This is a genomic window from Agrobacterium tumefaciens, from assembly GCF_009649785.1.
Taxonomy (GTDB): Bacteria; Pseudomonadota; Alphaproteobacteria; order Rhizobiales; family Rhizobiaceae; genus Agrobacterium; species Agrobacterium tumefaciens.
On the sequence record NZ_WJOK01000018.1, the window covers coordinates 51,318 to 66,436 of the forward strand.

The window sequence follows — 15,119 nt, forward strand, 5'->3', positions numbered from 1 at the left end:
AGGGCATGCGCCATGGAAACGCCGATCTCGGAGCCGCAACAGAACGGAAAACATGAGGGCCGCAACGACAGCGGCCGTGGGCCGCGCCTGAGGGAAATTCCCTTTCGCCTCGTGATACCCAACCTCATCACCGTTCTGGCCATCTGCGCGGGCTTGAGCGGCGTGCGCCTTGCCATTGAAGGCCGGTTCGAGCTGGCCGTGGGCATGGTGCTCCTTGCCGCCTTCCTCGACGGCATCGACGGGCGCATCGCCCGGATGATGAAGGCGACATCCAAATTCGGCGAACAGATGGATAGTCTGGCCGACATCGTCAATTTCGGCGTCGCCCCTGCCCTCGTCGTCTATATCTATATGCTCGATCAGGCGCGTTCGATCGGCTGGATCGCCGCCCTCATCTACGTGATTGCCGCAGGCCTTCGTCTGGCGCGCTTCAATGTCATGATCGAGCGCCCGGTGAAGGCGCCGTGGCAGAACGAATTTTTCGTGGGCGTTCCGGCGCCGATGGGCGCCATGCTGGTGCTTCTGCCTGTTTATCTCGGCTTCCTTGGTGTCGAGCCGGGCAAGCCCTTCGCCTATATCGCCGCCGCCTACACCGTGTTGATCGGTTATCTTCTCATCAGCCGCCTGCCGGTCTGGTCGGGGAAGTCAGGTACCAGCCGCATTCGCCGCGATCTGGTGCTGCCGATGATCCTCGTCGTCGTTCTTTACGTCGCGATGCTGATGAGCTTCACCTGGGAGGTACTGGTTCTGACGGTTGCTGCCTATCTCGTGTTCATCCCCATCAGCGCTCGCCTCTGGCACCGCCGTTATGGCACGCTGACGATTGAGGAAGACGCGCATGACGACGCCAATGGCGGCAACGGCCTAGATCGCGGTATTTGAAACCGCAGGTATTATTTTTCTCCCCCGAGCCGTCGTTTGACGTGACACAAAATGTCGCAGCCCGAAAAGCGGGCTTCGCTTTCTTTCGCCTCGAATCCGTCAAGATTACCCACGAGAGAAGTAGCTCACACGTATCGAAACGGCGATTGACGTGAATTGTGGAGAAAGAGAAATGACGAACGAGACGAAGGCACAGCCGCAGGCGAAGCCCGACCTCAACAGCCACTACCGACCGCTCGGACTGAAGGCCGTTGCGGCCGCAGCCCTGATGCTGAAGCGCAAGCCCGCCGCCAAAACCGCTTGAAAAAATTCGCTTTTCTTGAAAGAACAGCATCCAAGGCCTCGCAGACTTTGCGATGGTAACGGTCAATCCGAAAAAACATCCGGATAAATGTGCGGCGCTAATATTAGCGCCGTCTCCATTTGTGCGGCCCCCATCGAGAACCGCAAAACCGGCCTGTTTTATAAAACTTCCCGATCTGTAACGAAGCTGCAACCAAAACGAAGTAAAGTATTCGACTTCCACGGGACGACTGTACGGATAGTCTCGCATCGACTACTGAGCATCAAAAAAATTTCTACTTTAGCGATTCTTCCTGCTACAGCGAACAAGGCCGATTTTCGATGCCGTTGACAGGCGGTATCGGACCAATTCGGATGTTGCGGGAAAACCAACGAAGACGGGCCATGGGGGGCTTCATACGGCATGCAGGATAAAATCCTTCTGATTGAAGATTCCGTTGCTCTTTCCATGCTGCTGAAGTCGCGGCTTTCGGAGGAAACGCCAGCCGAAGTGATCCATTGTGACAGCATGGCGCAGGCCGATATTCTGCTGCGCGCCCATGATTTCACGCTGGCACTCACCGGTCTCAATCTTCCCGATGCGCCGAAGGGTGAAATTCTCGCACTTCTTGCCGACCACAAGGTGCCGGCGATCGTCTTCACCGCCACGGTGGATGAGGAGGCGCGCAAGCGCTACGCCGAAAAGAAGATCATCGACTACATCGTCAAGGATGGCCATCGCACCGTTGATGCCGTGGTGAAAACGGTCGACCGGATTTTGACCAACAGACTGTTTTCCGTGCTGGTAGTGGATGACGTGCGGACGGCGCGTTCCGGCCTCGTGGAAATCCTCGAACGGCAGAATTTCAGGGTCAGCGAAGCCCATTCGGGCAAGCAGGCGCTGGAAATCCTGTCGCAGGATCCATCGATTCAGCTTGTCATCACCGATTACCATATGCCTGACATGGACGGCTACGAGCTGACGCGCCGCATCCGCGACAGCCGTTCCTCGGAAGACCTGCGGGTCATCGGCATCTCGTCCTCCACGGACCGGCTGCTTTCGGCAAGCTTCCTCAAGGCCGGGGCATCGGATTTCGTCTACCGTCCCTTCGTGCCGGAAGAATTGCAGTGCCGCATCGACAACAATATCGAAACGCTGAAACAGCTGAAACGGCTGCGTGAACTGGCAGAGCGGGATCATCTCACCGGTCTGCCGAACCGCCGCTCCTTCTTCGAGCGTACGCGGGCGCTGATGGACGTCATCAACGACAATGACGAGAACGGCGCAGTCGCCATTCTCGACATCGACCATTTCAAGAAGATCAACGACACGCTGGGGCATGATGCCGGCGACAGGGCGCTGAAGAAGCTTGCCGAACTGCTGCACGACATGTGCCATGAGCAGCGCCACATTCCCGCGCGCCTTGGCGGCGAGGAATTCGCCGTGTTCCTGCGCGGGCTCAATGCGCATGCTGCCTATCAATTCTGCGAGGAGCTGCGCGGCGCCGTCGAAAAGAACGGCCGCCAGCTGAGCGGCAGCAGCCTGGCGCTGACGATTTCGCTCGGCGTCGTGGAAATCGAAAAGGGCGAACCCTTCGACAATCAGCTCAATGCCGCAGACCAGCTGCTCTACCTCGCCAAGGCGAACGGCCGCAACCGCGTCTATTCCGACATCATGATCCAGGAAGGCCTGCAGAAAATCGGGCGGAACGGGTAAGACGGGCGCAGGATGGGCAACTGTGGAGTGACCGGGTCGATCCGCGATGACCAGCCTCGAATGCCAGCAAGCACATCAGAACAATGACATCTGGCCATCATCCTTAGGTAGCCTTATTTTCGCGAGCGGCGCGCTTTCCGGCACCGGCTCGATAAGGTCAGCGCCGACATTGGCGACCTTGTTGACCTTGTCCGATACCGGGATCATCTCGAAAAAATCATCTTGAACCGGGCGCATCAGGTCAGCCACCTCGCGCGGCTCCTGCGTCTTGCAATCCAGCCAGCGGCTGAAATCCTCCGGCGCGATTACCACCGGCATACGGTCGTGAATGCGGCCGATCGCGGCGTTGGCAGCGGTGGTTAGGATGGCGCCGGTATCGACCTCGGACCCGTCAGCGGAAGACCACGTCTCCATGAGGCCGGCAAAGGCGACGATGCCGCCGTTCTTCGGGCGGATGAAATAGGGCTGCGGCTTGCCGCCCTCCTCCTTCGGCGGGCGGCGCCATTCGTAAAAGCCGGTGGCAGGCACCAGCACTCGGCGATGGCGCATGGCAGCTCGAAAGGATGCCTTGCCGATGGCCGTTTCCGAACGCGCATTGATGAGGAGGGGAAAATCCTTCGGGTCCTTGACCCAGCCGGGCAGAAAACCCCAGCGCACCAGCATGGCCCGACGGTTGGGCAGGTTACTGCCGCGCTCCTGCCGTTCACCCTCCAGCACGATCAGGATCGGCTGTGTGGGCGCGATGTTGAAACGGGCAGGAAAATCTTCAAGGCCGATCAGGTCAAGATAATCGGCAATCTCTTCCGGTGTCGCTTTGAGCACGAAACGTCCGCACATCGTCTGCTCCTCAGGCCCGGGGACCGAATAAAATGATAGCCGTGCCCGCGAGGCAGACGGCACCGCCAGCGATATCCCATCTATCCGGTACTTGCCCCTCGACGCCCCAGAGCCAGAGAAGCGATGCGGCAATGTAAATCCCGCCATAGGCGGCATAGGCCCTGCCCGCGGTCTCGGTCGGCACCAGCGTCAAAGCCCAGGCGAAAGCGGCGAGCGCCAGCATGCCTGGCAGCAATATCCAGCCCGTCTTGCCAAGCTTCAGCCAGACCCAGAAGGAAAAGCAACCGGCGATTTCCGCAACAGCCGCCAGGGCATAAATAAGATAGACCTTCATTCCACCGTCTTCTGCGTGCACAATCGATCCGATTCTCGAATATACCATCGGTATTCCCGGACCAATATAGACAGGCCCAAGACGGCTGAAACAAGCGAAACCATTCATGACCCTTCGTATCAAGCCCCGCCCCGCCTCCTCCGCCATCGTCCGGAATGGAGATCGGCTGCTGCTCGTGCGCCGTATAAATCCGCCGTCGAAAGACATGTTCGCATTTCCGGGCGGGCGCGGCGAAGAGGGTGAAACGCCAGCCGAGACGGCGCTGCGCGAACTTCAGGAGGAAACCGGTATCGTCGCGCGTAAACCGCAGCTGTTTGCGACCTATGACCTGCCGTCGCACGACCCCGAGGGTGCGCTGACGAGCCACTATTTCCTCTCCGTCTTTACCGTGGAAACGGATGCGGACCCGGCGGTGACGGCGGCCGACGACGCGGCGGATGCGGGCTGGTTCACATTGTCGGAAATCCGCCGGTTGCCGGCACCGGAAAGCGTCGTCGAATGCGCCGAACGGCTGCTTGCATGATTGCCAGCCAGCCAGAATCGCTATTATCTAGAGGATGTCGCGCAACACTGTGCAGCAGTTTTGCGATAACGAGATGATATAGACCTAAAGCTGACGGGGCGGTCTGAAAGGCCGCGATGGCTTCAGGACCAATCCGCCCGCCGGGTGTTCACGAGTATGTGTGGGGCAGAATAAAATTTTGATACGGCCAACCATTTTCCTGTCTTTTTTCCTGACCATGCTTGCACCCGCCGGGCAAGACGGCGTCGCTCATGCGCAGTCTTCGAAGGCTGCTTCCAGTGAGGTTCGCCCGCCGGAAGCACAACCGCCCAAACCCGCTCCCTATGACGACAGGCTGGCACGGCTGTCGGAGATATTGGGGGCGGTGCAATATCTGAGAACCCTGTGCCCTTCCTCCGGTCCGGAGGACTGGCGCAAATCGATGAGCGATCTTCTGGCGGCCGATACGGCCAACGAACCTGAAAGGCGCCAGCGCATGACGGCTGCATTCAACCGTGGATATCGTTCCTTTGCGGCCATCCACAGCAGTTGCACACGCGCCGCCGTCATGGCAGAAGAGGGCTACCGTAACGAAGGGGCAACACTCGCCCAGGAAATTGCGTCCAGGTTCGGAAATTAGCGGATTGTTAACCTCTTTTCGCCGCAGCCCGTGCCGTTTTGATAAAAGGCTGCTAGTGTTGTTAACAGGGTGGTAAGGACTTGCCCGCCCTGTCGAGGATGAAAAATGCAGACGAGCCGTAACGAAATCGACGACATGATCGTGCATGAAAAGATGCAGGTCGCTCTGGAACACCAGAACGAGGCATGGGCTGACGGCATGGCCGACGGCATCGAGCCGGAGATCATCGCCGATGCCGCAATCGCTCTGGCCATGCGCGAAACCATCCGTATGCACGGCGAAGCCGGTGCTGAAGCAATGCTGGAATCGCTGCGCCAGCGCATGCTTGAAGGCGAATTTTCCCCGCAGCGCGTGATACAGTAAAGTCGGGGTCTGTCATGTCTTGCCTGAGCAAGGGGCTTTTGCGCTCTTCCGCCATGCTGTCCATCTTGGCTGCCTTGACCGCCGGGTCCATTGGCTTGCCCAGCCGCGCCTTTGCGCTTTCCGAGCTGAAACCCGCACAAAATACCGAAGGCGAGCCGCAAGCCCAAAGTGGCGAACAGCCGCAACGGCCCCAGGCTCCTGAGCCCGACGAGATCGAAGGTGATTCGGACGGCATTCCCCTGCCCGACCCTCTGGTCGACCGTTCCGCCGGTCAATCGACCCAGCAACCCGCCAAGCCGGGCAATACGCCGGAAATGTCGGTCGTTATCGAGCATGATATTTCAAAGGCGCCGGAAGCTGTACGCAAGCTTCGCCAGCAGATCATCGACGCCGCCTCGTCGGGCGATATCGAAAAACTGCGGCCTTTCATCGCCGCCAGCGACAAGCAGTTCCGTATCGACGGCAATGACAGCGACGACCCGATCGCAGCGCTGAAAAGCTATTCCGGCGATCCGGACGGTCTGGAAGTGCTGGCGATCATCATCGATCTGCTTTCCACGGGTTATGCCCATGTCGACGCCGGCACCCCGGATGAAGCCTATGTTTTCCCCTATTTCTCCGGAAAGCCGCTCAATACGCTGACCGCGCCGGAAAAGGTCGAGCTGCTGCGCATCATCACGGCGGGCGATCTGGCTGATATGCAGGAATACGGTAATTACAGCTTTTACCGCATCGGCATTTCGCCCGATGGCAAGTGGAAGTTCTTCACCGCCGGCGATTGATCGCGCGGCGGTGCTTGCCGTTCTTTTGCAAAAATCCTAACTGTGCGGCATGAGCAATTCAGCAGAAGCGCATCGCGGTTCTGCAAATGGAACTGCGCGAAAACAAAAAGAGAGCATTTCTGCAGATTGCCTCGGGCAGCCCTCAGCGACCCTGGCCGGAAATGCTTTCGATGAACCGAACGGTGATGCCATGCCTTCCGCCTTTCTTGCCGACCGCCGCCTGATTAGAGTTTCCGGCACGGGTGCCGAAGAGTTTCTGAACAATCTGATCACGGCCGATGTTGAAAACCTGCCGCAAGGCGAGGCGCGCGCCTCGGCACTTCTGACGCCGCAGGGCAAGATCCTGTTCGATTTCCTGATCGCGCGCGATGGGCCGGATTATCTGATCGAATCGGGCGCTGCCGAACAGGATGCGCTGCTGCGCCGCCTGACCATGTACAAGCTGCGCGCGCCCGTTGATCTCAAGGCCGAACCGATAGAAGGCGTCAGCGTTTTCTGGAGCGAAAGCGTGCCGGAGGCGGGCGCGAAGGACGGCCGTTTCGCCAAGGCCGGCATCAATCTGTTCCGCGTGCCGGGTGCTTCAGCCTCTGGCGACATAACGGCATATGATGCCCTGCGCATTGAGCACGGAATTGCCGAATCCGGCCGGGATTACGCGTTGCAGGATGCTTTTCCGCATGATGTGCTGATGGATGTGAATGACGGCGTCTCGTTCAAGAAGGGTTGCTTCGTCGGTCAGGAAGTCGTCTCGCGCATGAAACATCGCGGCACGGCAAGACGGCGGGTCGTCACCGTTTCGGCTGAAAGCGCGCTTCCCGCAACCGGAACCGAAATCACCGCCAATGGAAAACCGGTCGGGGCGCTTGGAACCGTTTGCGGCAACACGGGACTTGCCATCGTGCGGACAGACCGCGTTGCCGATGCGCTCGCCTCCACCACGCCGCTCATTGCCGAGAATGTTCCCGTGACTGTGGCCTTGCCGGCCTGGAGCGGCATCTCCTTCCCCGTCGTCGATCCTGCGGTACAGGCGGAGGAATAGGCGTGGCGCCCGCTAAAAGTCCGCGCGCCTGGCAGCGCATGCTTTCTGGACGGCGGCTCGACCTGCTCGACCCCTCACCGCTCGACGTAGAAATCGCCGATATCGCCCATGGTCTTGCCCGCGTCGCCCGCTGGAACGGCCAGACGCGCGGCGATCACGCCTTCTCCGTCGCCCAGCATAGCCTCATCGTCGAAAACATTTTCTGCCGCATATGTGCGAATGCGACGCCCGACGATATGCAGATGGCGCTTTTGCACGACGCCCCGGAATATGTCATCGGCGACATGATCTCGCCGTTCAAATCCGTGGTTGGCGGCGGTTATAAAACCGTGGAGAAAAGGCTGGAAGCGGCCGTGCATCTGCGCTTTGGCCTGCCGCCGCATGCCTCGCGCGAACTGAAAGACCGCATCAAGAAAGCCGATACGGTTGCCGCCTTTTTCGAGGCGACGGAGCTTGCCGGTTTTTCCATTGCCGAGGCACAGAAATTCTTCGGCCTGCCGCGCGGCATCACCCGCGATATGTTCGACATTATCCCGCTTCCCTCGACCGAGGCGCAGAAGCGGTTCGTTGAACGCTTCGAGGCGATCGAGGCAATGCGCGTGGCGGCTGGAGGGGTGAAATGACTTCCATCGTCGTATCGCCGCTGTCGCGGATTGCGGAAATGGCCGTGAAGCACAAAGCCCGTGAAATGGTGACGCTGATAGCAAAGGAGCAGACCTTTCACCGCCCGGCGGTGATCTCAGCCGAAAGGCACCTGACTCTTGCGATGAACGACATCAGCTTCAAGGGCACCGGCGATCTCATCGCGCCTGACGATGCGCATGTGCTGCGGCTGATCGATTTCGCCCGCGAATGGGACCAGTCCGCACCGCTTCTCATCCATTGCTGGATGGGCGTGTCGCGCTCTCCTGCCGCAGCCGTCATTGCAGCACTCAGCCTTTATCCGGATCAGGACGAGATGGCGCTTGCGCTCAGCCTGCGCACCGCCTCACCTTACGCCACCCCCAATGCCCGCATCATCGCAATCGGGGACCGGTTGCTTGGGCGGGATGGCAGGCTGGTGGCGGCAATCAAGACGATCGGCAGGGGCGCGGATACGGACGGCAACGTACCCTTCGTGCTGCCTCTCTCCAACTGACGGCTCCGTTTTTGGCGGAACCCCTGCGGCATCCAGTCGTTACCAAAGTAGAACAGCAATAAGAATCACGGGATAATTCATGGAACAACAGGCAACGGATATCATCGTCGCATCGCAGGCAGCGGTACGGCAGGCGAGCACGCTGGCGGTGCAATATTCCTTTTCGATCATCGGTGCGCTTCTGCTTCTGATCATCGGCTGGCTGGCCGCGACTTTCCTGCAGCGCTGGGCTTTTCAGGGTCTGTCCCGCATCCGCGGCTTCGATGCGACGCTTGCCGGTTTCTTTGCGGGTGCCATCCGTTACGTGGTGCTTATTCTGGTGCTGGTCATGGTGCTTGGCCAGTTTGGTGTACAGACGGCCTCCATTCTTGCGGCACTCGGCGCTGCCGGCCTCGCCATCGGCCTGGCGCTTCAGGGCACATTGCAGAACATCGCCGCCGGTATCATGCTTCTGGTGCTGCGTCCCTTCCGGGTTGGCGAATATATCGAGACTGGCGCCGTGAGCGGCACGGTGATCGAAATCGGCCTGTTTGCGACCGAGCTTAAAACCAGCGATGGGCTTTACCGCCTTGCGCCAAATTCCACCCTGTGGAACGTACCAATCACCAATTATAGCCGCTTTCCCTCACGCCGCCACGAATTGAGCCTGACGGTTAAGAGCGACGAGGATCTGGCTGCGGCACAGGACATGCTGATGCGTGTGGTGCGCTCGGAAAGCCGGGTACTGCTGGACCCCGCCCCCGTTACCTTCGTCGATTCGGTCAGCGCCGACAGCGCCACCGTGAAATTGCGCTACTGGGCGCGTAGCGACAATTACTTCGCAACCACGCGTGACGTGACGAAGGCAATGAAGCTCGCTTTCGATGAGCGCAAGTCGGAATTAACCGGGCAAACCGCGTGAATTAAGAGCGTCCCAGCCGCTCCCTTCTCCATGCAACTTTTTCCCATATGAAAGCAGGCCCTGAGCCGGCTTTCACCATTTTTCGCGCAAGGGTGGCGGCAGGCGCTCTTGCGTCTGGCGAAGGACGTGTTTATACGACTTATGCGTAATGTTATTACATAACTTACCCTTCGATTTATAACCACATAAGGGCCAGAAGAATGCAAAAAACCATCACCCGCGTCACCGGCGCGCTTGCAATCGGTTCCATGCTGCTGATGACAGCCCCGGCACTGGCGGCCGGAAAAGACAAGACGTCCACCGCGCATAGTCACAGCCACGATCACAGCCATGGCCAGACCGAAGCCGAGAAACAGATCTACAAGGGTTACTTCGAGGATGCGCAGGTGAAGCCACGCATGCTTTCAGACTGGGAAGGTGACTGGCAGTCAGTCTATCCCTATCTGCTGAACGGTTCTCTCGATGGGATCATGGCGGAGAAGGCAGCCCACGGCGACAAGACAGCAGCCGAATATCGTGCCTATTACGAAATTGGCTACAAAACGGATGTCAATCGCATCACCATCAAGGGCGACAACGTGGCGTTTTATAAGGAAGGCAAACCAACGCAAGGCACTTATGTCAGCGACGGCCAAGAAATCCTGACCTACAAGAAGGGTAATCGCGGCGTGCGGTACATCTTCAAAAAGACCGGCGGCGATGCGGATGCACCACAATTCATTCAGTTCAGCGATCACACCATCGCGCCTAAAAAAGCCGGCCATTACCACCTCTACTGGGGCAATGACCGCAAGGCACTTTTGGACGAGGTGACCAATTGGCCAACCTATTACCCGTTCCAGATGGATGGCCCTGAGATCGTCGAGGAAATGGCGGCGCATTAGGACCGCACTCTTCCTGGTTTTCCGCAGCCTGTGGTCAAACCTTGACTTGTCACGATTTCGCCTTCCCCCCAAGTGGGGAGAAGGCAACCAATGCGAGTTGATACGGCCCTTTCCCCGCTTACTGCCCCATGGTCGAGCGATGCGCCCAGCCGGTCATGCGCTTTTCGAGCCAGGCCATGATCGCATACATGACGATACCTTCCACGGCGAGCATCAACAGACCGGCAAAGACCAGTGGGACGTTGAATTGGCTTTGCGCCGAACTCATCATATTACCGAGGCCATAATTGGAGGCGACGGTTTCCGATACGACCGAGCCGACGAAGGCGAGCGTGATGGCGATTTTCAGCGAGCCGAAGAAGTAAGGCATGGAGCGCGGAATGCCGACCTTCAGCATGATATCCATCTTCCTGGCGCCAAGTGCGCGCAGCACGTCCTCCGTTTCCGGCTCGATGGTGGCCAGACCGGTCGCGACGTTGACGACGATGGGGAAGAAGGAAATCAGGAACGCAGTCAGAACCGCAGGAACAGTGCCGATGCCGAACCAGATGACGAGGATCGGCACCAGCGCCACTTTGGGGATGGCATTAAAACCGATCATCAGCGGATAAAGCCCGGCATAGATGGTTTTCGACCAGCCGATAAAGAGGCCGATGGCGAGACCCGCCGCGACGGCAATCGCAAAACCGAGCGTGGTGGTATAGAGCGTCTGCAGTGAGTTCTTCCAGATCGGCGACCAATATTGCACGATGGCCTGCCCCACACGCACGGGCGACGGCAGAATGGTTGGCGGCATTTTCAGCGCGTAAACCAGCAATTCCCACATTGCAAACAGCGCCAGCGTATAGAGCCAGGGGGCGGCCTTCACCCAGTTGACCCGGGCGATCAGCGGTTTCGACGGCGCGGTTGCCATGCTGCTTTCCACAAACGCACTCATGCCGCCACCCTCGCCTGCGCTATCTCGCCATGCAGTTCCTGCACCATGTCGTTGAAACCCTTGTCATACATGATATCCAGCTGGCGCGGCCGCGCAAAAGGCACGCGGTGCTCCGCCAGAACGCGGCCCGGCCTTGCACTCATCACGAAAATCTTGTCGGCGAGAAAGGTCGCTTCGCGCAGATCGTGCGTCACCAGAATGATGGTAACCCGCTGCGCCGTATGCAGATCGCGGATGACGCACCACAGTTCCTCACGGGTAAAGGCATCGAGCGCGCCGAAGGGCTCATCCAGCATGAGAAGGTCCGGCTCGTGGATCAATGCGCGGCAGAGATTGGCGCGCTGCTGCATGCCGCCGGAAAGCTGCCAGGGGAATTTCGAGCCGAAGCCTTTGAGGCCGACGATTTCCAGCAGGCGTTCGGCTTTGGCGACATATTCGGCCTTATGCGCGCGCAGACGCCGGCGGTGTTTCTCGACGATCTCCAGCGGCAGCAGGATATTTTCGAGCGTCGTGCGCCAGGGCAGCATCGTCGGGTTCTGAAACGCCATGCCGACAATGGACACGGGTTCCGTGACCTGCCGACCGGCCACGATAACATTGCCCTTTTGCGGAATGTGCAGCCCCGTTACCAGCTTCATCAGGGTCGACTTGCCGCAACCCGACGGGCCGACGACAGCAGCGAATTCCCCCTTGTCGACCGCCAGGTTGAGGCCGGATACAGCCAGCGTTCCGGCCGCCCCGCCGTAACGCATGTCGACATTGTCTATTTCCACGAGATGTGACATCGCAGTCCCCTTTTCAGCCCCCCATGCTATTTAAAAATTGCAAACCGCCCGGACCGGCAAGCGATCCGGGCGGTCGCCGTGACATCAATCAGGGAAGCATGCGCTCTTCCTTGGGCGGCAGGTAAGCCGCGTCGAAGACCTGCTCTGCCTTGACGTTACCTTTCAGACCCATGGAAACTTTCAGGGTCTCGAGGGAGGCAGCAAGCCGGGCCGGATCGACGCCGCCCATGCCATTTTCCACCACATAGGGCGTCTTGATGTTCATGCTGTTGGCCATGTTGAGGCGTTCCAGCTCAATCGCGCTGTCGAGCGTCTCGTTACGCTTGAGCACGGCCGCCACACCCTCTTCAGGGGTCTTGACGGAATCGGCGAAGCCCTTGGCCAGCGCCTTGAGGAAACCCTTGACGGCATCAGGGTTTTTCTCAGCAAAATCAGTGTTTACCAGCACGGCATTGCCATAAAGATTCAAGCCATGCTCGGCCATCAGGATGGTCGAGATATCGTCATCGGCAATGCCCTGTTTTTTCAGGTTGAGGATCACCGAAAAGGCAAAACCGAAGACGCCGTCGACATCGCCCTTGGCGAGCATTGGCTCACGCACCGGAAAGCCGATCGATTCGATCTTTATCTTGCTGTCATCCAGCCCCGCGACCTGCTTGAAGGCTGGCCATTGCGCAAAAGCGCCATCCGGCGGTGGCGCGCCGAGCTTCTTGCCTTCCAGCGACTTCGGGTCGCCAGTCACACCAAGCGACTTGCGGCCGACGACGGCAAATGTCGGGCGTTCATAGACCATGTAAACGGCCTTGACCTTCTGGCTCGGATCCTCATCGAGGAACTTGATCACCGAATTGATGTCGCCGAAACCCATCTGGTAAGCGCCGGTTGCCACGCGCGGAATAGCCTCCACCGAGCCGTTGCCGCTGTCGATCGTCACGTCGAGGCCTTCGGCCTTGAAGTATCCCTTGTCCAGCGCCAGGAGGAAACCTGCGGCAGGTCCCTCGAATTTCCAGTCGAGCGTGAATTTCACCGGCGTTTCGGCATGGGCGCTCGTTACCGGCAGCGACAGCCCGGCAGCGGCACCGACTGCAGCAATGGCCAGAGCTCTCGACAACAACCTACGCGTTAATATCATCTGTTCCCCCTGATGGTTATGGTTGGATTGGTTGCATAAGACCCAATTCCAGCCATCAAGGCAAGATAAAATTGCATACAAAATAGCCGTTATTTTGTATGCTTATTTTAAAGGCATTCCTGGTCAGCCGGCGGGCAAAAAGCCCGATTTTTGCCCATCCCGCATGCAACGAAGCGACAGCAATATCGTTCACGCAGCGAACACAGCGTTCTCACTTGCCGGGGTTGCGGATCAGGCGCAGCGTGGGACAAATAGGGCCACAAACAGCAGGCAAAACGGCGGGGACGGCAAGATGAATTCTGCACTGGGCATACACCACATCACGATGATCACCCGGAAGGTGCAGGCGAATGTCGATTTTTACGCCGGCTTTCTGGGCTTAAGGCTCGTCAAACGCACTGCCGGTTTTGAAGATGCCATGCAGCTTCACCTGCTTTACGGCGATGGAAACGCCTCGCCCGGCTCGCTTTTGACCTTCCTCGTCTGGGAAGACGGTGGGCAGGGCCGCGTGGGTTATGGCCAGACGCTGGAAGTTTCACTGGCGATCGACCCTGCCAGCATTGGTTTCTGGCTGACGCGCGCGCTGAAATTCGGCATCCGCGCGGAGGGCCCATCCGACGAATTCGGAACCCCTGTCATCCGGTTGAAAGACCCTGACGGCCTGATCGTCAAGCTGGTCGGCACGAACGCCTTCGCCGATGCCACGCCGCATGTGACAAACGACATCCCGGCAGAAGACGCCATTCGCCGGATTTATGGCGCGACGATGCTGAGCGAGGTGCCGGAAGAAACCGTGGCGTTCCTCACAAGATATTTCGGATACCGGCAGGAAAGCCAGACGGGCGCGATCCGCCGGCTCGTATCGCAAAGCGGCGACATCATCGACGTGCGCGACGCGACCGGCTTTTGGTCCAGCGCCCCGGGCACCGGCACTGTTGACCACATCGCTTTCCGCGCGAAGGATCTGGAGGAGTTGAACGCGGTTCTGGCCGAGCTGAAATCGCTGAACTCCAGCACGACGAATGCCCACGACCGAAAATATTTCCACTCGCTTTATGTCCGCGAACCGGGCGGCGTGCTGATTGAAATGGCGACCGACGCTCCCGGCATGACCGTGGACGAACCGCTGGAGGCACTCGGCGAAAATTTGTTCATCCCGCCACTCTTCATGAAGGACGAAGCGGATGTGCGCGTTGCGCTGCCGCAATTTTCGATGCCGGGCGAAGAACGTATCGTCTATCGCGACCTGCCCTTCGTGCATCGCTTCTATACGCCCGAAAAGCCGGATGGCAGCACCATCATCCTGCTGCACGGTTCCGGCGGCAGTGAAACCAGCCTGATGCCGCTGGCGCACCGGGCTGCTCCGGGCGCCACGCTTCTCGGCGTCCGTGGCCGCAGCACGGAGGAAGACATCGCCCGTTGGTTCCGGCGTCTGCCCGATTTCAGCTTCGACCAGAAGGATATCGTCTCGGAAGCGGAAGCCTTTGCCGCCTTCATTGACGGCGCCATTCGGTCCTATGGTCTGGATCGTTCGAAACTGCGCTTCATCGGCCATTCCAACGGCGCGAATTTCTATGCGGCCTTTGCGGCACTCTACCCGGAGCTTGCCGGGGATGCGCTGCTTTACCGCCCGTTGCCGATTCTCGATAGATGGCCGGAAAGTGATCTTACCGGACGCAACTTCCTGCTCGTAGCCGGAGAACGCGACAAATATCGCGACAGAGCGGCAGATGTGCAAGGCAGGCTTGTGGCCGGCGGCGCGCGGGCAGAAGTGCAAATGATCGATGACGGTCACGATCTTGGGTTTGCCGATATCGAAGCGGCACGGCACTGGCTTGCGACGTGACATCTGACGATACTGCGTTGCCTCGTGGTTTGTTCTCCCCCGCCGGGCAGAAAGCCACGGCAGCGGTATAAGGGGCAAAGGCCGTGAGATTGGGCAACGTTTTCCCCTCATCCGACCC

General features: G+C 59.0%; 18 protein-coding genes. 13 read left to right on the forward strand and 5 right to left on the reverse strand.

The window, feature by feature from the left end:
• Nucleotides 1-12: 12 nt before the first annotated feature.
• The 3 genes from pssA to GH784_RS18800 all read left to right on the forward strand — a co-directional run bounded on the left by pssA (nt 13) and on the right by GH784_RS18800 (nt 2,881).
• Nucleotides 13-882, forward strand: coding sequence for a CDP-diacylglycerol--serine O-phosphatidyltransferase (pssA, locus tag GH784_RS18795; RefSeq protein WP_003512304.1), 870 nt, complete (start codon nt 13-15; stop codon nt 880-882).
• Nucleotides 883-1,054: 172 nt separating this feature from the next.
• Nucleotides 1,055-1,186: a hypothetical protein gene (locus GH784_RS27625; protein ID WP_003496883.1), complete on the forward strand. Its 132-nt coding sequence runs from the start codon at nt 1,055-1,057 to the stop codon at nt 1,184-1,186.
• A gap of 402 nt (nt 1,187-1,588) precedes the next feature.
• Nucleotides 1,589-2,881, forward strand: coding sequence for a GGDEF domain-containing response regulator (locus GH784_RS18800; protein ID WP_013635817.1), 1,293 nt, complete (start codon nt 1,589-1,591; stop codon nt 2,879-2,881).
• 75 nt (nt 2,882-2,956) lie between these two features.
• Here GH784_RS18800 and GH784_RS18805 read toward each other — a convergent pair whose 3' ends face one another.
• Complete coding sequence (locus tag GH784_RS18805) at nt 2,957-3,718, reverse strand: SOS response-associated peptidase (protein ID WP_025592926.1); 762 nt, start codon at nt 3,716-3,718, stop codon at nt 2,957-2,959.
• Between the two features lie 10 nt (nt 3,719-3,728).
• A complete protein-coding gene (locus GH784_RS18810; protein ID WP_065704994.1) occupies nt 3,729-4,052 on the reverse strand; it encodes a YnfA family protein in 324 nt (107 codons plus the stop codon).
• Between the two features lie 106 nt (nt 4,053-4,158).
• Here GH784_RS18810 and GH784_RS18815 point away from each other — a divergent pair, with 106 nt between their 5' ends.
• The 9 genes from GH784_RS18815 to GH784_RS18855 all read left to right on the forward strand — a co-directional run bounded on the left by GH784_RS18815 (nt 4,159) and on the right by GH784_RS18855 (nt 10,301).
• Complete coding sequence (locus GH784_RS18815; protein ID WP_013635814.1) at nt 4,159-4,575, forward strand: NUDIX hydrolase; 417 nt, start codon at nt 4,159-4,161, stop codon at nt 4,573-4,575.
• Nucleotides 4,576-4,753: 178 nt separating this feature from the next.
• Entirely contained in the window at nt 4,754-5,194 is a 441-nt protein-coding gene (locus GH784_RS18820) for a TIGR02301 family protein (RefSeq protein WP_013635813.1), read from the forward strand.
• A gap of 105 nt (nt 5,195-5,299) precedes the next feature.
• Nucleotides 5,300-5,557, forward strand: coding sequence for a hypothetical protein (locus GH784_RS18825; protein WP_003496894.1), 258 nt, complete (start codon nt 5,300-5,302; stop codon nt 5,555-5,557).
• A gap of 14 nt (nt 5,558-5,571) precedes the next feature.
• Nucleotides 5,572-6,339, forward strand: coding sequence for a hypothetical protein (locus GH784_RS18830; protein WP_026330794.1), 768 nt, complete (start codon nt 5,572-5,574; stop codon nt 6,337-6,339).
• Between the two features lie 190 nt (nt 6,340-6,529).
• Nucleotides 6,530-7,378: a CAF17-like 4Fe-4S cluster assembly/insertion protein YgfZ gene (gene ygfZ, locus GH784_RS18835; protein WP_065704996.1), complete on the forward strand. Its 849-nt coding sequence runs from the start codon at nt 6,530-6,532 to the stop codon at nt 7,376-7,378.
• Between the two features lie 2 nt (nt 7,379-7,380).
• The gene (locus GH784_RS18840) at nt 7,381-8,001 is read left to right on the forward strand and encodes an HD domain-containing protein (protein ID WP_065704821.1); all 621 of its coding nucleotides are present in this window, start codon (nt 7,381-7,383) and stop codon (nt 7,999-8,001) included.
• Nucleotides 7,998-8,516, forward strand: a complete 519-nt coding sequence (locus GH784_RS18845; protein ID WP_019565367.1) for a tyrosine phosphatase family protein — start codon at nt 7,998-8,000, stop codon at nt 8,514-8,516. Before GH784_RS18840 ends, GH784_RS18845 begins: the two co-directional genes overlap by 4 nt.
• 79 nt (nt 8,517-8,595) lie before the next feature.
• A complete protein-coding gene (locus tag GH784_RS18850) occupies nt 8,596-9,417 on the forward strand; it encodes a mechanosensitive ion channel family protein (RefSeq protein ID WP_025592915.1) in 822 nt (273 codons plus the stop codon).
• A gap of 200 nt (nt 9,418-9,617) precedes the next feature.
• Nucleotides 9,618-10,301 (forward strand): metal-binding protein ZinT, encoded by a 684-nt coding sequence (locus tag GH784_RS18855; RefSeq protein WP_038490476.1) that lies wholly within the window; start codon nt 9,618-9,620, stop codon nt 10,299-10,301.
• Between the two features lie 118 nt (nt 10,302-10,419).
• Here the strand turns inward: GH784_RS18855 and GH784_RS18860 are convergent, their stop codons facing one another.
• The 3 genes from GH784_RS18860 to GH784_RS18870 form a co-directional block, all read right to left on the reverse strand.
• A complete protein-coding gene (locus GH784_RS18860; protein ID WP_003512280.1) occupies nt 10,420-11,238 on the reverse strand; it encodes an ABC transporter permease in 819 nt (272 codons plus the stop codon).
• On the reverse strand, nt 11,235-12,023 hold the full coding sequence (locus tag GH784_RS18865) for an ABC transporter ATP-binding protein (protein WP_065704823.1): 789 nt from the start codon (nt 12,021-12,023) through the stop codon (nt 11,235-11,237). Before GH784_RS18865 ends, GH784_RS18860 begins: the two co-directional genes overlap by 4 nt.
• Before the next feature lie 88 nt (nt 12,024-12,111).
• On the reverse strand, nt 12,112-13,155 hold the full coding sequence (locus GH784_RS18870) for an ABC transporter substrate-binding protein (RefSeq protein WP_065704825.1): 1,044 nt from the start codon (nt 13,153-13,155) through the stop codon (nt 12,112-12,114).
• Between the two features lie 292 nt (nt 13,156-13,447).
• Between GH784_RS18870 and GH784_RS18875 the strand changes: the two genes are divergently transcribed.
• Nucleotides 13,448-15,001 (forward strand): VOC family protein, encoded by a 1,554-nt coding sequence (locus GH784_RS18875; RefSeq protein ID WP_065704998.1) that lies wholly within the window; start codon nt 13,448-13,450, stop codon nt 14,999-15,001.
• Nucleotides 15,002-15,119: the final 118 nt, after the last annotated feature.